Genomic DNA, 17,885 nt, shown 5'->3' with positions numbered 1-17,885 from the left:
GAGAACATTTCGGTGAATCAGGCGAAGTACTTGGTGAAGCGCAGCGGCGCGGCCCGCAGCAGTGCGACCACCGGGACCCACGGCCAAGCCGGCACGATCGCGCGGCCACGTTCGCGTTCGATCGCCGCGACCAGGGCACGCACCCCGGTCGCGTTGTCCACCATCAGGGTGGTGCTGGCCGACTTCGCCGTCATCTCCGACTCGATGTAGCCCGGTTCGAGCACGGTGACCGCGATCGGCCCGCGGGCGTACTCGGCGCGCAGCGATTGGCCCAGCGAGCTCACACCGGCCTTGCTCGCGGCATACGCCGCCTTGACGCCGGGTACACCCTTGTTCGCCAGCACCGACGAGACCAGCACCAGATGCCCGGATCCGGCGGCCTGGAACATCTCCAGCGCGGTCTCGATCTGCACGAGCGCGGCCACCAGATTGGTCTCGACGGTGGCCTTGTTGGCCCACGGCTTGCCGGAGCCGAGCGGCGCGCCCTTGCCCAGACCCGCGTTGACGATCACCCGGTCGATGCCGCCCAGTTCGTCGGACAGGGCCCGGAACACCGTGGGCACCGCCTCGTGGTCGGTGACGTCGAGTTGCGCGACGGCGACTTTGATGTCGGGGTGGCGCGCGGTCAGTTCGGTCGCGAGTTCTTCGAGTCGGTCGGTGCGCCGCGCGCACAGGGCGAGGTCGCGGCCCTTGGCGGCAAACGCGCGAGCCATTCCTGCGCCCAGGCCGGAGCTGGCGCCGGTGATCAAGATCTTCTGCCGGGTCATCGGAGCAGATTACTTGAGCAGCTTGGACATTCGGCGGTCAGCCAGCACTTTGCCGCCGGTCTGGCAGGTCGGGCAGTACTGGAAGGAACGGTCGGCGAAGGACACCTCGCGCACGGTGTCGCCGCACACCGGGCACGGCAATCCGGTGCGGGCGTGCACTCGCAGCCCGGAGCGTTTCTCGCCCTTGAGGGTGGCGGCCTGCTGTCCGACCAAACGCTGCACGGCGTCGGTGAGCACCGAGGTCATCGCGTCGTGCAGCGCGGACAACTGCGATTCGGTGAGCTTGCCCGCGGTGGCGAACGGGGAAATCCCGGCGACGTGCAAGATCTCGTCGCTGTAGGCGTTGCCGATGCCGGCGATCACGGACTGATCGGTGATCACGGTCTTGATCCGGCCGTTGTTGCCGTGCAGTACCGACGCGAGATCCTCGGGGCCGAGGTCGAGCGCGTCCGGGCCCAGTTTGGCGATGCCCGGCACGTCGGCCGGGTCGGTGACCAACCAGACCGCCAGCCGCTTCTGGGTGCCGGCTTCGGTGAGATCGAAACCCGGTGCGGCACCGGGTGTTCCGAGGTGCACGCGGAGCGCGATCGGCCCCTTGCCGGGTTTGAGTGGAGCGCCGGCCAGCTGATCGGACCAGCGCAGCCAGCCGGCGCGGGACAGGTGGGTGATCAAGTGCAGCTCACCGACGGCCAACCCGAGGAACTTGCCCCAGCGGCCGGCCCCGGTGACGGTCTGCCCGTGCAGTGCGGTCAGCGGTGGGTCGAAGGTCTTGAGCGCCGACAACGCCGAGACGTCCACCCGGCCGACCGTCAGCCCGGTGGCGTGTTCGCGCAGGAACCCGGCCAAAGCTTCGACTTCGGGAAGTTCAGGCATGTCTCCAGTCTGTACCGGATCGCTTCGAGAATCCGGAACTGCGAACAAAGCCGCAGGTCCGGACGTCCCGCACAGTTGTCAGGCCGGGCGCAGCAGGTAGGTGTCCATGATCCAGCCGTGCCGGGCGCGGGCGTCGGCGCGCAACCGGAAGATCTCTTCGCCCACCTCGCCGACCGTGCCGGCGCGCAGCAGTTCGTCTGGGGTGCCCAGGTAGGCGCCCCACCAGATGTGGGTCGACGGCGGGCAGCCGAGGAACGAGCATTCGCCGTCGAGCATCACCACCGCCGCACCGTCGAGCCCGTTCTCGCGCAGTTGCCGGCCGGTGGTGATCAGTACCGGTTCGCCGACGTCGTTGAGCGGGATCCGGTGCCGGGCGGTCAAGGCTTGGATGGCGGTGATGCCGGGGATCACGTCGTAGCTGATGTCGACGTGCGCGGTCACCTGCTCGAGGATGCGCAGCGTGCTGTCGTACAGCGACGGGTCCCCCCAGGCCAGGAACGCGCCGACACCGTCGGGTCCGAGTTCGGCGCTGATCGCCTCGGCCCACATCCGCGCCCGGGCCTGGTGCCACTCGGCGACGGCTTGCCGGTAGTCGCCGTCGCGGGCGCGCGGCGGGTCTGGCAGCTCGACGAAGCGGTAGCCGGGCCGTTCGATGAATCGCCGGCAGACCTCGCGGCGCAACGCCACCAGATCGCTCTTGGCCTCACCCTTGTCCATCGCGAAGAACACCTCGGTGGCATTGAGCGCCGCGACGGCCTGCGCGGTGACGTAGTCGGGATCGCCCGCCCCGATGCCGATGACGTGGATGCTGCGCACCTCGGAAGGCTAGACCACCAGCTACCCCAAGTACCCGGTACCGCGGGTATTGACTAAATGGTGGGGCCGGGCCTACCGTGGGAACATGGTTGCGCCTACCAGCTCAGCTGCGAATGTTGCTACCCGAGAAGAAATCTCGGAGCGGTTGCTGCGGGGGTCGGTGAAGAAGTCATACCAACCCGTCGTCGACATCGATTGGGACGCACCGCTGGACCCGGACCTCTTCTTCTTGCCGCCGTCGGTGGTCTCGCTGTACGGCACGCCGCAGTGGGATGCGATGACCCGCGAGCAGCAGATCGACCTGTCCCGCCAAGAACTGGTCAACATCCTGTCCGCCGGCATCTGGTTCGAAAACATCCTGAACCAGGCCTTACTGCGTGATTTGATGCACCGGAACCCGACCGCCAGCGCCACCCATTACGCGCTGACCGAGTTGGGCGACGAGACCCGGCACATGGTGATGTTCGGGAAGACGATCGCACGCATCGGCGGTATTCCGGTGCGGCCCAAGCTCTACCAACGCATGCTGATCAACACGTTGCCGTTGATCTTCCGCGGGCCGATTCTGTGGGGCGCGGCCCTGGTCGGCGAGGAGATCTTCGACGCGCTGCAGCGCCAGATCCTCGGTGAACCAGATTTGCAGCCAATCGTGCATCAGCTTATGCGAATTCACGTCACCGAAGAAGCGCGGCACATCCAGTTCGCCCGCGACGGGCTGCGCCGGACGGTGCCGTTGCTGCCGTGGTATCGGCGCGTGTTGCTGGCGAATCTGCACGGTGCCGGCGGGCCGTTCTACCGGTTCCTGTTCACCCACCCGGTGCAGTATGCCCGCGTCGGTCTCGACGGTAAGCAGATGCGTCGGATCGCCCGTGCCAACCCGCAGTTCCGGGCGCAATGCGTGTCCGCGTTCGCGCCGTTGGCAGCGTTCTTCGAAGATGTCGGCCTGATGGGACGGCTGGCCCGCCGGATGTGGCGACGAGCCGGATTTCTGTGAACCTCATACTCATTGGTGACTGTACGGCGCTGGATCGGTTCCCCGGACCGCGACTGGCCGACCGTGCCCAGTGGTCGTTCGACGCCACAGCCGATCAGTGGACGGTGACCGATCGCCACGGGCTCACCGTCAGCGCACCCGTCGTCGTCGACGCCCGGCCGTCAGACAATCCGATCGTGGCCTGCCACGGGATGCCGAACCTGTTCCGTATCCCCGGGCCCAACGTCTCGCGGCAAGTCCGCTTCGTGCGCAGCGCTCTGGGGCTGTTGGAGCGCAGCGGCGCCGCGCGGATCGAAGCGAAATCGGAGGTGGTACTGCACCGTTGGCGTCCGGCGCGGTTGTCCGGCCGCTTCTACCTGACTGCGGCCACACCGGGCGACGACGATCTCTACGAGGGCCCGGCGCTGTTTGCCTTCGAAGGCCCGACCGCCGCCGCCGACGACTCGGCCGGCGTCGAGGTGCGAGCGCGGTTGTCTGCCCACCTGGCCGCCATCGACGGCCAATACCATTGGCGCGGAACGATTCACGGTGACCTGCCCGACGACCTGCTCAAGGGCCGACGCACGGTGACGCTGAGCATCGACGGCCGCCAGGCGAGCGCGCGGGTGCTGGAACGCACACCGTGGGGCGACTACAGCATCGTCGGCGTGGGTACCCCGCCGTATGCGTCGCGCTGATCAGTCGAGGGTCAGCTCGACCATCGGCAACGCCAGATCGTCGGTGCCCAGCGCACGCTTCATGGTGGGGGCCAGCGCGGCCCAGGCCCGCGGGTGCACCTGCTGGTAGACCTCGAGTGTTCGTTCGGACTCCGCACGACTCATGGCTCGCGCCGTGGCTGGTGCACTGCGGTGCAGACCGACGCTGACCCGGACCCGCGGATCGGCCAGCACATTGCGGTACCACTGCGCTGTGCTGCCGAACCCGGAGACGATGACATAGCGGTCGGGGGCCGGGTGGTCGACCACCTCGAGTACGACGTAGCGCGGCAACCCGCTCTTGCGGCCACGGTGCTCGAGCATGAGCATCCGGCCGCCGAACACGAAGCCCAGGCCGGCGCGATAAATCCAGATCGGTGCCCGCACCAGCGACCGGTTCCGCAGGGCCCGGGCCGCCAGCGTCGCAAACGCATCAGAAAGCCCCATCACCCCAGGCTAGGCGTTGACGACGTGGGCGCGACCGAATGCTGGCCGAGCGCCGGATCTCCGCCGGTCCCGAGTCCGCCCGGACCGCTCGACCCCAAGCGGATTGCGTTCGGGTCGCCCGACCCGCCACGCAAAATTAGAACGTGTTCTAGTATCGCGAGCATGCGGTTCACCTACGCCGAAGCCATGACCGACGCCCGCCACTACATTCCGCTGGCCAAGGCCGCCGAGGCGGCCGGCTATCACGCGATGACGCTGGCCGACAGCGTCGCCTACCCGTTCGAGTCGGACGCCACCTACCCGTACACCCCGGACGGCAACCGCGAATTCCTCGACGGCAAGGAGATGATCGAGGCCTTCGTGCTGGCTTCGGCGCTGTCGGCGGTGACGACGACACTGCACTTCAACTTCTTCGTGCTCAAGCTGCCGATCCGCCCGCCGGCCCTGGTCGCCAAGCAGGCCGGTTCGCTGGCCGCGCTGTTCGGCAACCGGCTCGGCTTGGGCGTGGGCACCAGCCCGTGGCCGGAGGACTACGACCTGATGGGCGTGCCGTTCGCCCGCCGCGGCAAGCGGATGGATGAATGCATCGAGGTGATCCGCGGCCTGACCAGCGGCGAGTACTTCGAGTACCACGGCGAGTTCTACGACATCGAGAAGACCAAGATGACCCCGGCGCCCACCGAGCCGATCCCGATCCTGATCGGCGGGCACGCCGATGCCGCGCTGCGCCGCGCCGCCCGCAATGACGGCTGGATGCACGGCGGCGGCTCGCCTGAGGAACTCGACGAGTTGCTGGCGAAGCTGGCCAAGTTCCGTGACGAGCAGGAGCGGATCGGGCAGGCGGGCGAGTTTCAGGTGCACGTCATCTCGATGGACGCTTATACCCCCGACGGCATCAAGCGGCTAGAGGACAAGGGCGTCACCGATGTCATCGTCGGGTTCCGCTACCCGTACATCATGGGCCCGGATACCGAGCCCTTGGACACCAAGATCAAGCACTTGGAGAGGTTCGCCGAGAAGGTCATGTCCAAGGTCTGAGCGCGCTGTACGGTGCCTTCATGGGCGCATACCAGGACGTGTTCGACGCCAGCATCGCCGACCCCAGCGGGTTCTGGGCGCAGGCCGGCAAAGCGGTCACGTGGACGCGGGAACCGGTGCAGATCCTCGATGACAGCAGACCGCCGTTCTACCGCTGGTTCCCCGACGCCGAGTTGAACACCTGCGCCAACGCGCTGGACCGCCATGTCGCCGAAGGCCGCGGTGAGCAGGCCGCACTGATCTACGACTCCCCGGTCACCTCGACCAAACAGGTGTACACCTACGCCGAACTTCTGGACCAGACCGCACGGTTCGCCGGGGCGCTGCGCGGGCTCGGCGTCGGCAAGGGCGACCGCGTGGTGGTCTACATGCCGATGGTGCCGCAGGCCGTGATCACCATGCTGGCCTGCGCCCGACTCGGCGCCGTGCACTCGGTGGTGTTCGGCGGGTTCGCTCCGCACGAACTCGCGGTGCGGATCGACGACGTGCGGCCCAAGGTCGTGGTGACGGCGTCCTGCGGTGTCGAGCCCACCCGGGTGGTCGAGTACATGCCGATGCTGGAAGCCGCCATCGGGATGGCCGAGCATCCGCCGCAGCACTGCGTGGTGGTCCAACGCGACCGACACCGCTGCGAAGTGGTGCCCGGACGCGACCACGACTTCGACGAACTGCTGGCCGGCGCCCAGCCGGTGGACCCGGTGCCGGTCGCAGCCACCGACCCGCTGTATGTGCTCTACACCTCCGGAACCACCGGCAAACCCAAGGGCATAGTCCGGGACAACGGCGGGCATGCCGTCGCTCTACTCTGGAGCATGCAGCACATCTACGACATCGCTCCCGGCGAAGTCTTTTGGGCCGCTTCGGATGTCGGCTGGGTGGTGGGTCACTCCTACATCGTCTATGCCCCGTTACTGCGCGGCGCCACCACGCTGCTCTACGAAGGAAAGCCAGTCGGCACACCGGATCCCGGTGCGTTCTGGCGGGTGATCGAGGAGTACGGCGTCAAGGCGTTGTTCACCGCACCGACCGCGATCCGGGTGATCCGCAAGGAAGATCCGGACGGCGAGCACTTGACTCGCTATAACCTGTCCTCGCTGCAATATCTGTTCGTGGCCGGGGAACGGCTCGACCCGGACACCTACCACTGGGCGGTGGAGAAGTTGGGTGTGCCGGTGATCGACCATTGGTGGCAGACCGAAACGGGTTGGGCCATTGCCGCCAATCCGATGGGGCTGGAACGCTTTCCGGTCAAAGCTGGCTCACCCACCGTGCCGATGCCGGGTTACGACGTACAGATTCTGCACGACGACGGATCCGGTTGCGACGTCGGTGAAGACGGCGCGATCTGCATTCGACTGCCGCTGCCACCCGGGACATTGCCGACGCTGTGGAACGCCGACGCTCGTTATGAGGCCTCGTATCTGGCCGAGCACCCGGGCTACTACCTGACCGGCGACGGAGGGCGGATCGACGAGGACGGCTACCTGTTCGTGATGGGCCGGATCGACGACGTCATCAACGTTGCCGGGCACCGACTGTCCACCGGGGCGATCGAAGAGGTGTTGGCCACCCATCCCGCCGTCGCCGAAGCCGCGGTGATCGGTGTGCCCGACGAGATCAAGGGCCAAGCACCCCGCGCTTTGGTGGTACTCAAGGCCGGGGCTTCCGAGGAAGGTCTGAGTGACGAGCTGGTTGCGTTGGTGCGCAACGAAATTGGCGCGGTCGCCGCGTTCCGTCTGGTGGACGTCGTACCCGGGCTACCCAAGACGCGGTCCGGCAAGATCCTGCGCAAGACGTTGCGCGGGATCGCGGCCGGGCGTGACGAACCGGTGCCGTCGACCATCGAAGATCCGTCGGTGATCGATACACTGCGTCCGATCTTGGGCTCAAGCTGAGTCTGGGCGACGCCACCTTGCCCGTTCGGCCTCCGCGACTCCACCTGGTCACACCCGTCACTTTGGCCCCCGCCGGGAGACACATATACACCTGTCTCAGCTCTGAGCGACAAACCAGCGACTAATCCAGCCGGGACGACTAGCTGCGGTCGAAATCTACTCGGCGGCCGCCGAACCCGGCCCGTTCTGCCCCGCTCTCGGTGCCCTCTGCCCCGCACTGGCACACTCCGCCCCTACTCGGCACGCTCCGCCCCGGACTCGGCGCCTTCTGCCGCGCACACGGCACGCTCCGCCCCGGACTCGGCGCCTTCTGCCGCGCACTCGGCACGCTCCGCCGCGGACTCGGCACCCAAGGTGGTCCCAAACTTGCCGCCAAACGCGGTCCCGAACTCGTCGTCGAAGGCAGCCTCCTGCAACTTGGCCGCCTGCTCGCGCAACACCTTGACCCGGCTGATGATTCGATACTCGGTCGATCTCGGCATGGACCCGGGTCCGTAGCGCCCACGGCCGCGCTTCAGCACTCTGCCGATGTTCACTTCCCACCGCAGCTGGTCGGACACCATCTTCGACGGCCGGCCCGGGATGCTGAATCCTTGCTGGGCAAGGACATCCACCAGTTCCGACACCTTCATGACCCCGAGGTTGCGCAAGGTGGCGGTCAGGACGTAGCGCAACTCGATACCGCGCAGCACGACGGACGTCGGCTCACTGAATTCCGGTCGCTCCATGACGGAACGATGGCACAAGGCACCGACATCAATCGGTCACGCCGTTCAGCCCTGGACGATGCCCGCGTTGCGCGCCAAGTCGATCGCGAACTGGTTGACGAACTGCCCGGCCGGCGGCTCGCCGCGGTCGCACGAGCCGTCGGATTCACCGACCCGCTTGACCCACAGGTAGGCGTCTGCGTGCGGGGCTGCGGTGTCGGTGGTGGGCGGCGTGCCCAGCGCGCGGCCCTTGGGGTTGCACCAGTTGAGTTCGCCGTCGTGCTCGGGCCCGAGCCCGTTGCGCGACGTGTCGATCACGTAGTGCGCGCCGTTGGTCATGCCCGAGATCGCTTCGCCGTAGCCGATCTGCTCTTCGGTGGTGTAGTAGTTCGTGGTGTTGAGGCTGAAGCCGCGGGCCCGCTCCACACCGACCTGATTCAGTCGGTTGGCCATCTCCTCCGCGCTGATCCAGCGCGAGTGCCCGGCGTCGATGTACACCGCGGCGGCCGGGTCGCGGGTCAGGGTGTCGACGGCGTAGCGGATCAGATCGAAGCGTTCCTGGCGCTGATCACCGGACAGGCAGTCGGCCATCGCGAGCGCGTCGGGCTCGAGGATGATCGCGGCCGGCAGCCCGGCAAGCCCACCGGCGATGCTGTCGATCCAGGCCCGGTAGGCATCGGCGGAACCAAACCCGCCGGCTGCATAGCTCCCGCAGTCGCGGTGCGGGATGGCGTAGAGCGCCAGCACCGGGGTGGCACCGGCAGCCGCTGCAGCGCCGGCCAGCTTGTTGACCGTGCCGCCGACCGACGACGCCGGGAACGCCTGGTCCAGCCAGTAGGCCTGCGGCGTGTTCGCGACGGCGGTCAACTCGGGGCTGGGCGGCTCCGCGCTGTTGGCGGCCCGCATGGCCTTCGAGATGGGGTCGACGTAGAAGGGCCGGCCGGCCAGTGGGTTGTTCTCGCTGACCAGTCGTACCGAGTGCTCGGTGTCGCTTGGGACCGGGGCAGCGATCAGACCCGCGCCGACCACGGCCGCAGCCGTGAACAAGGGAACGCTCCAACGGACGAGGGCACCAGCGGCAGAGGAGATCACCTCAGAAAAAGTAGTGCGGCGGTCCGGCAAGTGCCAATCCCGGGTCGGGACGACGTCGTTGTTGGGCTGATCCGGGCGCTGCGGGCCTGCGCGGTCGGAAAGATCCGGGCGCTGCGGTTGCCCGCGCAAGTCACCCTGACTCTGAAAGTCGCTGGATTGTCGCTCCGAGGTGAGACACCCCTATATATGGTTCCGCGCGGTGACTGATGTGAATGTTGAGATTTACGGTGCGCGAGGGGTCAAAGTTGCACGCCCACCCCGGCAGGCCCAAACGCACGCCTCGGTCTAGCCGGGGCCGCCTACTCTTCGCGCATCACCTCATCGGCGACCTTGTCCGGACGCAACCCCCGCCAACTGGGATGCCGCAATCGCCCGTCCGAGGTCCACTCGCCGTACCGGACCTCGCCGACCAACGTCGGTTCGACGAACGTCACCCGCTTGGCGTCCGGGCCGGACAGCCGGGCATTGAACGGAGACTCGTCGGTTCGCAGTGGCTCCAGCACTCCTTTGAGCTTGGCCAACTCTTTATCGGTGAACCCGGTGCCCACCCGGCCGACGAAATCCAGACCGCCCGCCCCGGGAATGCCCATCAGCAGCGCGCCGATCCCGCTCGATCGCCCGCCCTCACCTTGCCGCCACCCGCCGATCACGATGTCCTGGGTGTTCCAGTTCTTGTCCTTGATCCACGCGGCCGACCGCCGTCCGGGCTGATACGTCGAATCCCACTTCTTGGCCACCACGCCCTCCCAGCCTTGCTTGCGGGAGAACTCCATGGCCTCGGCGCCGTCCCCGTCGATCAGATCTTGGACGATCAAATCCGTTCCGCGGGAGAGCATTTCCAGGATCTTGCGTCGGTCCCGAAACTTGACGTTCAACAGCGACCGGCCGTCGAGCCGCAACACGTCGAAGGCCCAGAACTCGATCGCGGTGGCCCGCGCCCGGTTCTGCATTTCCTCGAAACTGGGCACCCCGTCCGCGTTCAGCGCCACCACTTCCCCGTCCAGCAACACCTGATGCTCGGACAGATCCGCCGCCAACGCCTGCAACTGCGGATACTCCTCGGTGACATCCCGACCGCTGCGGGAACGCAACCGGCCCACGCCGCCGTCGATGTCGAACAGCAACCGGTACCCGTCAAACTTTCCGTCGAACGCCCATTGCCCCGGTGTACGTCGCGTGACATCCCCGGGCGTGGCCAACATGGGCGAGAGATCCTGCACGCTCGGCTGCGGCTGATCCTTGGTGCGGTGCGCCAGCCAGTTCTTGCCGTCGGTTTGGATCAGCGCGTACCGGCCCGACACCTTCGACCCGTGCAGCGTGACGATCACCTCACCGTCGTCGCCGTCGTCGCCGTCGTCGCGAAACTTCTCGGTCTCATAGGTACCGGAATCCCAGATCAGCACCTTGCCGCCGCCGTACTCACCCTTGGGGATGGTGCCCTCGAAGGTCGCGTAATCCAGGGGGTGGTCCTCGGTATGCACCGCAAGGTGATTGACCGACGGTGTGCTGGGCAGGTTCTTCGGCACCGCCCAGGACACCAGCACGCCGTCGCGCTCCAACCGGAAGTCGTAATGCAACCGGCGCGCGTGATGCTCCTGGATCACGAATCGGTTCCCGGCTCCCGGCTCAGGCCGATCCGCCGGCACGGGCTCGGGTGTCTTGGTTGCGTCGCGCATGCTGCGGTAGGTGCTGAGCCGATCGGAGGTGGACGCCGCGCCGGTGGCCAATTCCGGCATGGCCGCGTCCAACCCGGCCAGCAGGTCTGAATCACGCGCCACCCGCTCCAACACCTCGTCGTAGCGCAGATGCCGGATTTCCGGATCTTCCAACTCCGCCCAGGTGCGCGGCGCCGCCACGGTGGGCTGATCGCGGCCGCGCAGCGAATAGGGGGCGATGGTGGTCTTGGCTGCGCTGTTCTGGCTCCAGTCCACGAACACCTTGCCCGTGCGCAGGCTCTTGGTCATGGTCGCGGTGACCAAAGTCGGCATCGCCTGTTCGAGCTGCTGGGCGACCCGTTTGGCCAACGTCGAGGCCCCTTGCGAGCTGACCGGTTTCGCCAGGGCGGCGTACAGATGAATTCCCTTGCTACCACTGGTTACCGGGTAGGTGTCCAACCCGATGTCGGTCATCAACTCGCGCACCGCGCAGGCCACTTCGCAGACCTGGGGCAGCCGCACCCCCGGGCCGGGATCGAGGTCGAACACCACCCGGGTGGCCGGACCCGGCTCCCCGTCGACGAAACGCCACTGCGGCACATGCACTTCCAGTGCAGCCTGCTGGCCGATCCAGGCCAATGCCGCCACACTGTCGATGATCGGGTAGGTCGTGGTGCCGCTGCGATGCGTGACGCTGCCGCGCTCAAGCCACGCCGGAGCCGAGGACGCCAGCTGCTTTTCGAAGAAATCGGCGTTGTGCACACCATTGGGCCAGCGCTTGCGGGTGACCGGTCGGCCCGCGATGTGCGGCAGCATCGCCTCGGCGATGGCCACGTAGTAGTCGAAGACCTCGCCCTTGGTGGTACCGGTGTCCGGGTAGAGCACCTTGTCGGCGTTCGTGAGCCGCACCTCGCCCACGCGCTTCATGACCCGAACGTATACCCAATCGCCGGCAGGCAAACCTGCTTCGGGATGCGCACGACACGTGCGGCTCGCCTGGCAGAACACTAGTTGCTGGCAAGTAGTGCCGACGGACCGCCATACTGGGTTGATGCGGTCCATTTGGAAGGGCTCGATCGCCTTTGGCTTGGTGAATGTCCCCGTCAAGGTCTACAGCGCCACCCAAGACCACGACCTGAAGTTCCACCAGGTGCACGCCAAGGACAACGGACGCATTCGCTACAAGCGGGTGTGCGAGGAATGCGGCGAGGTGGTCGAGTACGCCGACATCGCCCGCGCCTTCGAAGCCGACGACGGTCGCAGCGTGATCATCACCGACGAGGACATCGCCACGCTGCCCGAAGAACGCAGTCGCGAGATCGAGGTGCTGGAGTTCGTGCCGGCCGACCAGGTCGATCCGATCATGTATGACCGCAGCTACTTCCTCGAACCCGACACCAAGTCGACGAAGTCCTACCAGCTGTTGGCCAAGACCCTCGCCGACACCGATCGGGTCGCAATCGTGCACTTCGCGTTGCGCAACAAGACCCGTTTGGCCGCGCTGCGGGTCAAGGACTTCAGCAAGCGCGACGTGATGGTGATCCACACCCTGCTGTGGCCCGACGAGATTCGTGACCCGGACTTCCCGGTGCTCGACACCAAGGTGGAGATCAAACCGGCCGAGCTCAAGATGGCCGGCCAAGTCGTCGATTCGATGTCCGAGGACTTCAATCCCGACCAGTTCCACGACGACTACCAAGACCAGCTGCGCGAACTGGTGGAAGCCAAGCTGGAGGGTGGTGAAGCGTTCACCATCGAAGAGCAGCCCACCGAACTGGACGAGGCCGACGACGTTTCCGACCTGCTGGCCAAGCTCGAAGCCAGCGTCAAGAAGCGCCAGGGCGGTGCCGCGGCGGACGACAGCGAACCCAAGGCCGCCGCCAAGAAGGCACCTGCGAAGAAGACCGCGGCCAAGAAGGCTCCGGCGAAGAAGACGGCCAAGAAGTCACCCGCGAAGAAGACCGCCGGCAAGAAGTAGCCGCCAGCGCCAGCTCCTGCGCGGTCCGGCGGCAGTCACCTGCGGAACTGGGCCACTGCGCTCAGTGCAGCGTCCGACCACCCGAGCTCAGGTAACGCTGCGCCAGCGCGCAGCTGCCGGCGGCGTAACTGTCCAGTTTGGTCTGCGATTCCTGGGCGTGCCCGTGAGTTCCCATCCAGGCCAACAGTTTCAGCCGCCGCAGCAGCAGCAGCGACGCGAGGATCTCCTCGTCGGCTGCGGCATACCGGCGCAGACTCCGGTAGCCGGCCAACCAGGCGTCCTGCCACCGCGGCAGGTTCGGGTCATGTTCGATGAATGACACGGCTGCAGCGAAATCGTAAAAGTACCAACTGAATCCGCAGTCATCGAAGTCGATCACGGTGGTGCGGCCGGCATCGACGAGCAGGTTGGCCAACCGCAGGTCGGCGTGCACCAAGCCGAACCGGTCGGCGCCGGTGCCGTACTCGACGAGCCGCCGGTGCAGCAGATCCTGCGCCGCGCCGAGCAACCTGTGCTCGTCGGGACCGACGCCGACCGAATCCTGCCAGCGCCCCCAGCGTGGGGTGGCGCCCAGCGAGTGCTGCCAGTCCCAGGCGAACCGGTCGAACCCTGGCGGGCGCTGCCAGCTGCGCGCGTGATCGTGCAGTTGGGCGGTGATCCGGCCCAGGTCGTGAAAATCGTTGGCGGACAGCGCAGTTTCATCCGGGTGTGCACCGGGGATGAACGCGAAGCGCACCACGTGCCGCTCCGGCTCGCCCGCCGCACCCGGCACGCTCACCACGCGGTCGCCGTCACGCGCCGGGAGTACTTCGGGAACCCGAATCTGACCGGCGGCGCCGACCGCGCTCAGCCAGTCCAACTCGGATTGGATCTGGCCGAAGGTGTGATAGCCAGTGCGATGCACCCGCAATACCGACTGCTCGCCGGTGAACGGGTCGGTGAGCGCGAACGTCGAGTTCTCCGAGCGGTTCAGCAACCGCACCTCGGTCTCGGGTGCCACGTCGTACCGGGGCAGCGCCGCGCGCGCCACCCGAGCATCCACGTCGGCGTCGACGTCGATCCGCTCACCGATCATCCCTAGACCGTAACGGTCGAAGCGCCCGCGGTTGTTACCGTGGCTAGCCATGATCCTGGACAAGTTCCGCCTCGATGATCAGGTGGCCGTGGTCACCGGAGCGGGCCGCGGCCTGGGGGCGGCGATCGCGCTGGCCTTCGCCGAGGTCGGCGCCGACGTCGTCATCGCCGCCCGGACCCGCGACCAACTGGAGGCGGTCGCCGAGCAGATCGGCGCCGTCGGGCGCAGAGCGCACGTGGTGGCCGGCGACCTGGCCCACCCGGAGGCCACCGCCGAACTGGCCCAAGCCGCCGTCGCGGAGTTCGGGCGGCTGGACATCGTGGTGAACAACGTCGGCGGCAGCATGCCGGGGCCGCTGCTGAACACGTCGACCAAGCAATTGCGCGACGCCCTGACCTTCAACGTGCTCACGGCGCATGCGCTGACCACCGCCGCGGTGCCGTTGATGCTCGAGCATTCCGGCGGCGGCAGCATCATCAACATCACCTCGACGGTCGGCCGGCTGGCCGGGCGCGGGTTCGGCGCCTACGGCACCGCCAAGGCCGCGTTGGCGCATTACACCCGGCTGGCCGCCCAGGACCTGTGCCCGCGGATCCGGGTCAACGGCATCGCGCCGGGCTCGATCCTGACCTCTGCGCTGGAAGTGGTCGCTGAAAACGATGCGCTGCGCACCCCGATGGAGCAGGCCACGCCGCTGCGCCGGCTCGGTGAGCCCGACGACGTCGCTGCGGCCGCGGTCTACCTGGCCTCACCGGCGGGCAGCTACCTGACCGGCAAGATCTTGGAGGTCGACGGCGGACTGACCCACCCCAACCTCGAGTTGCCCATCCCAGACCTGTAACCCGGCCCGATTAGCGGTACGCTGCGGGAAACGTCACCGATAAGGAGTCCGACGCATGGTTGCCCTGGTTCGCAAACTCGCCATCTCGCTCGGAGCCGCGGCCGCATTCGCGGCGATTGCCTCCGCTCCGGTCGCGAACGCCAATCCACTGCTGCCGGACTGCGAAGTGACCGGCGGCTCGTCGGTCGCCGGTGGTCAAACCACCGAGTGCGCCACCGAAGGCAACGTGCAGATCGACTCCACCCCGCCGGTGTACGGCATGTACCCCTGGGACGACGACTACTTCGTCCTCTAACCCCGCGACTCTCGATCGGGAAGCCACGTCCGCACGTCCGTCCTGCGGTTCGCGCGCGGAGGTGGCTTCTTGGTGTGACTTTGGATTGACCGGACACCGTCTTTGACCACGAAACAGGCGCCAGCGCGCTTCGGCTGGCAGTTGCTCGGCCCCGCCTTCGTGGCTGCCATCGCCTACGTCGATCCGGGCAACGTCGCCGCCAACGTCAGCGCCGGCGCAAAGTTCGGGTTCCTGCTGGTGTGGGTGATCGTGGTCGCCAACGTGATGGCCGGCCTGGTGCAGTACTTGTCGGCCAAGATCGGTCTGGTCACCGGACAGTCGCTGCCCGAAGCCGTCGCTGCGCACACCCGGCGCCCCACCCGGTTGGCCTACTGGCTGCAAGCCGAATTGGTGGCCATGGCAACCGATCTGGCCGAAGTGGTGGGCGGCGCGATCGCGCTGTACCTGCTGTTCGACCTGCCGCTGTTGGTCGGCGGTCTGATCACCGGCTTCGTCTCGCTGCTGCTGCTGGCCGTGCAGGACCGCAACGGTCAACGGATGTTCGAGCGCGTCATCACCGGTCTGCTGCTGGTGATCGCGATCGGCTTCCTGACCAGCCTGGTGGTGCAACCCCCTGCGGCCGCCGACGCCGCGGCGGGCCTGATCCCGCGCTTCGAGGGCACCGAGAGTGTGCTGCTGGCCACCGCGATGCTGGGTGCGACCGTGATGCCGCACGCGGTGTACCTGCACAGCGGCCTGGCCCGCGACCGGCACGGTCATCCCGAGCCGGGACCGGCGCGCCGGCGCCTACTGAGGGTGACCCGTTGGGACGTGGTGCTGGCCATGCTGGTCGCCGGTGCGGTGAACCTGGCCATGCTTTTGGTCGCGGCGACCAACCTGCAGGGCCGCGACGACACCGATTCCATCGAGGGCGCGTTCTACGCGGTCCGCGACGCGCTGGGCCCGACGGTGGCGCTGTTCTTCGCGGTCGGTCTGCTGGCCTCCGGGCTGGCCTCGACCTCGGTGGGCGCCTACGCCGGGGCGATGATCATGCAGGGCCTGCTGAAGGTGTCGATCCCGATGCTGCTGCGCAGGTTCATCACGCTGCTGCCGGCCTTGGTGGTGTTGGCGGTCGGCTTCGACCCGACCCGGGCGCTGGTGCTGTCGCAGGTGGTGCTGTCGTTCGGTATCCCGTTCGCGCTGATCCCGTTGATCCGGCTGACCGGCAATGCGGCGGTGATGGGTGCCGATGTCAATCACCGCGCGACGACGACGTTGGGCTGGTTGGTGGCCGGGGTGATCACCTTGCTGAACGTGGTGCTGATCGTGTTGACCGTGTGGGGTTGAGCGGGCTCACTCGCCGAACCGGTCGACCAGCCGTGAGGTGACACCGTCCGGGTCGAGTTCGCGCGCGACCAGGTAGCCGGCACCCATCCAGCCGCGACGAGTCCAGCGTCCGAACGAGATTCGCGTTCCGGGGGCACCCGATGCGGCCGGCACCATCTTGACCCGTTCCAAGGCCTCTTTGACCCCGCGCGGGCTGAGCGGGTGCGCGTCGGCCAGCGCAGCCAGGACGGTGACCGCGACGTCGCGGTTGACCACTGGAACGCACCATTGCGGCCGCCGGCCGTGCAGCTTCTCGAAGTCGTCGAGGAAGCGCTGCCCCACCGGATTGTGTTCGTCGTACTGGTCGATGCCGGTCCAGCCCAGGAAGGCGTTCCACATCACCGGGTTGATCCAGGCGTTCTCGAATGCGGTGCCGGCGAACCGGGGTGGATCCCAATCGAGTTCGGCCAGCGCGTGATTGACGCCGACCATGCCGAACCCGAACCCGGCGTGCACGATCGCGGTGGCCTTGGCGTCGTGCAGGGCGCGCACCGCGGCGCCGACATCCTGCGCGGTCTGGGCGATCTCGACCTCGGCGACGATCTGGATGCCGCGGCGTTTGCAGGCTCGCCGGAAGTTGGTCAGGTAGTGCTCGCCGACCAGTGATTGTTCGGCCAGCACACCGACTTCGGTGTGCCCACCCTTGGCCAGCAGGTCGGCCCAGAAGATCGGTTCGTCGAAATGCGAGCCCATCGGGAAGGCGAAGAACCATTCGCCGAGGGCTTCGTCGGATCCGGTGACGCTGATCGCCGGGACCCGAAAGCGTTCGTCGAGAGCCTCTTTGATCGCGACTGCGTTGTCGCCGATGTGCGGGCCGAAAATCGCCAGGCAGCCTTCGTCGACGAGTTCTGCGTAGGCGTCGATGACAGCCTTGACCGAACCCTTGGGCAGGCCCTCGACCTCGCGGTAGACGATTTCGACCGGGCGGTCGATGACGCCCTGCGCGAGGCCCTCGGCGAACACCATGTCGAACGGGATGGTCAGGTCATCGCGGCGGTCCTGCGGGTAGCCCTCGGGGAGTAGGAAGTCCATCAGGTAGCCGATCTTGATGGGCTCGGCCTTGCTCTCGTAGGACATGTCTTCCCTTCACCGGACGGCCTGTGCTACCTAATATTTGTTCAGACGGTATCCAGGCGGTGCTGGGGGTGTCAATGACCACGGCATTGCCGTTGAGCCACGCGCTCGCAGGCCCCGGTTGCCGATACCAGTCGGCACACTCGTCGGTCTGCAGCAGACGGGTCGACTCCCTCGAACTCCTGATCTGACCTGCCGCGACAGCAGCGCCGGTGCGCCGTGACCCGAACCGAGCGGTACGCTGTTGCCCGCACGCCCGGAACCCCGAGCCCGGCCGT

16 protein-coding genes and 2 pseudogenes are annotated in these 17,885 nt (G+C 67.1%); 8 read left to right on the top strand and 10 right to left on the bottom strand.

What is annotated here, in order from left to right; translation table 11 throughout:
• Positions 1-17: 17 nt before the first annotated feature.
• From AC5Y3P_RS01360 to cobF, 4 genes and pseudogenes are all read right to left on the bottom strand, one after another.
• On the bottom strand, positions 18-767 hold the full coding sequence (locus AC5Y3P_RS01360) for an SDR family oxidoreductase (protein ID WP_500044081.1): 750 nt from the start codon (positions 765-767) through the stop codon (positions 18-20).
• Between the two features lie 9 nt (positions 768-776).
• On the bottom strand, positions 777-1,244 hold the full coding sequence (locus AC5Y3P_RS01355) for a zinc finger domain-containing protein (RefSeq protein WP_500044266.1): 468 nt from the start codon (positions 1,242-1,244) through the stop codon (positions 777-779).
• 153 nt (positions 1,245-1,397) lie between these two features.
• Positions 1,398-1,640: pseudogene (locus AC5Y3P_RS01350) on the bottom strand (DNA-formamidopyrimidine glycosylase family protein); the annotation flags it as partial.
• A gap of 78 nt (positions 1,641-1,718) precedes the next feature.
• A complete protein-coding gene (cobF, locus tag AC5Y3P_RS01345; RefSeq protein WP_500044080.1) occupies positions 1,719-2,456 on the bottom strand; it encodes a precorrin-6A synthase (deacetylating) in 738 nt (245 codons plus the stop codon).
• A 160-nt stretch (positions 2,457-2,616) separates the two neighbouring features.
• On the opposite strand from cobF, the gene AC5Y3P_RS01340 reads away from it, so the two are divergent.
• Together AC5Y3P_RS01340 and AC5Y3P_RS01335 are read left to right on the top strand one after the other, a co-directional pair.
• The gene (locus AC5Y3P_RS01340; protein ID WP_500044079.1) at positions 2,617-3,450 is read left to right on the top strand and encodes an AurF N-oxygenase family protein; all 834 of its coding nucleotides are present in this window, start codon (positions 2,617-2,619) and stop codon (positions 3,448-3,450) included.
• Between the two features lie 104 nt (positions 3,451-3,554).
• Positions 3,555-4,127, top strand: coding sequence for a DUF4873 domain-containing protein (locus AC5Y3P_RS01335; RefSeq protein ID WP_500044078.1), 573 nt, complete (start codon positions 3,555-3,557; stop codon positions 4,125-4,127).
• Here AC5Y3P_RS01335 and AC5Y3P_RS01330 read toward each other — a convergent pair whose 3' ends face one another.
• The gene (locus AC5Y3P_RS01330) at positions 4,128-4,592 is read right to left on the bottom strand and encodes a nitroreductase family deazaflavin-dependent oxidoreductase (protein ID WP_500044077.1); all 465 of its coding nucleotides are present in this window, start codon (positions 4,590-4,592) and stop codon (positions 4,128-4,130) included. It lies immediately after the preceding gene.
• 162 nt (positions 4,593-4,754) lie between these two features.
• Between AC5Y3P_RS01330 and AC5Y3P_RS01325 the strand changes: the two genes are divergently transcribed.
• Positions 4,755-5,630: a TIGR03619 family F420-dependent LLM class oxidoreductase gene (locus AC5Y3P_RS01325; RefSeq protein ID WP_500044076.1), complete on the top strand. Its 876-nt coding sequence runs from the start codon at positions 4,755-4,757 to the stop codon at positions 5,628-5,630.
• Positions 5,631-5,650: 20 nt separating this feature from the next.
• Positions 5,651-7,525 (top strand): propionyl-CoA synthetase, encoded by a 1,875-nt coding sequence (locus AC5Y3P_RS01320; protein WP_500044075.1) that lies wholly within the window; start codon positions 5,651-5,653, stop codon positions 7,523-7,525.
• A 422-nt stretch (positions 7,526-7,947) separates the two neighbouring features.
• Here AC5Y3P_RS01320 and AC5Y3P_RS01315 read toward each other — a convergent pair.
• The 3 genes and pseudogenes from AC5Y3P_RS01315 to AC5Y3P_RS01305 form a co-directional block, all read right to left on the bottom strand.
• A pseudogene (locus tag AC5Y3P_RS01315) lies at positions 7,948-8,253 on the bottom strand (hypothetical protein); the annotation flags it as partial.
• Positions 8,254-8,298: 45 nt separating this feature from the next.
• Positions 8,299-9,324 (bottom strand): glycoside hydrolase family 6 protein, encoded by a 1,026-nt coding sequence (locus AC5Y3P_RS01310; RefSeq protein ID WP_500044074.1) that lies wholly within the window; start codon positions 9,322-9,324, stop codon positions 8,299-8,301.
• Positions 9,325-9,623: 299 nt separating this feature from the next.
• Positions 9,624-11,906 carry an ATP-dependent DNA ligase gene (locus AC5Y3P_RS01305; protein WP_500044073.1) on the bottom strand — a complete coding sequence of 761 codons (2,283 nt, stop codon included), beginning with the start codon at positions 11,904-11,906 and terminating at the stop codon, positions 9,624-9,626.
• 124 nt (positions 11,907-12,030) lie between these two features.
• Here AC5Y3P_RS01305 and ku point away from each other — a divergent pair, with 124 nt between their 5' ends.
• Positions 12,031-12,957 carry a non-homologous end joining protein Ku gene (gene ku, locus AC5Y3P_RS01300; RefSeq protein ID WP_500044072.1) on the top strand — a complete coding sequence of 309 codons (927 nt, stop codon included), beginning with the start codon at positions 12,031-12,033 and terminating at the stop codon, positions 12,955-12,957.
• Positions 12,958-13,018: 61 nt separating this feature from the next.
• Here the strand turns inward: ku and AC5Y3P_RS01295 are convergent, their stop codons facing one another.
• Positions 13,019-14,032: a phosphotransferase enzyme family protein gene (locus tag AC5Y3P_RS01295; protein WP_500044071.1), complete on the bottom strand. Its 1,014-nt coding sequence runs from the start codon at positions 14,030-14,032 to the stop codon at positions 13,019-13,021.
• 49 nt (positions 14,033-14,081) lie between these two features.
• Between AC5Y3P_RS01295 and AC5Y3P_RS01290 the strand changes: the two genes are divergently transcribed.
• The 3 genes from AC5Y3P_RS01290 to AC5Y3P_RS01280 all read left to right on the top strand — a co-directional run bounded on the left by AC5Y3P_RS01290 (position 14,082) and on the right by AC5Y3P_RS01280 (position 16,494).
• The gene (locus AC5Y3P_RS01290) at positions 14,082-14,873 is read left to right on the top strand and encodes an SDR family oxidoreductase (protein WP_500044070.1); all 792 of its coding nucleotides are present in this window, start codon (positions 14,082-14,084) and stop codon (positions 14,871-14,873) included.
• Positions 14,874-14,928: 55 nt separating this feature from the next.
• Positions 14,929-15,168: a hypothetical protein gene (locus AC5Y3P_RS01285; RefSeq protein ID WP_500044069.1), complete on the top strand. Its 240-nt coding sequence runs from the start codon at positions 14,929-14,931 to the stop codon at positions 15,166-15,168.
• 102 nt (positions 15,169-15,270) lie between these two features.
• Positions 15,271-16,494: an Nramp family divalent metal transporter gene (locus AC5Y3P_RS01280; RefSeq protein WP_500044068.1), complete on the top strand. Its 1,224-nt coding sequence runs from the start codon at positions 15,271-15,273 to the stop codon at positions 16,492-16,494.
• A 6-nt stretch (positions 16,495-16,500) separates the two neighbouring features.
• On the opposite strand, the gene AC5Y3P_RS01275 is transcribed toward AC5Y3P_RS01280, so the two are convergent.
• Positions 16,501-17,610 carry an ABC transporter substrate-binding protein gene (locus AC5Y3P_RS01275; protein WP_500044067.1) on the bottom strand — a complete coding sequence of 370 codons (1,110 nt, stop codon included), beginning with the start codon at positions 17,608-17,610 and terminating at the stop codon, positions 16,501-16,503.
• Positions 17,611-17,885: the final 275 nt, after the last annotated feature.

The sequence above is a fragment of the Mycobacterium sp. NGS45 genome, from assembly GCF_059812645.1.
This window is presented reverse-complemented; position numbering and strand designations above follow the sequence as displayed.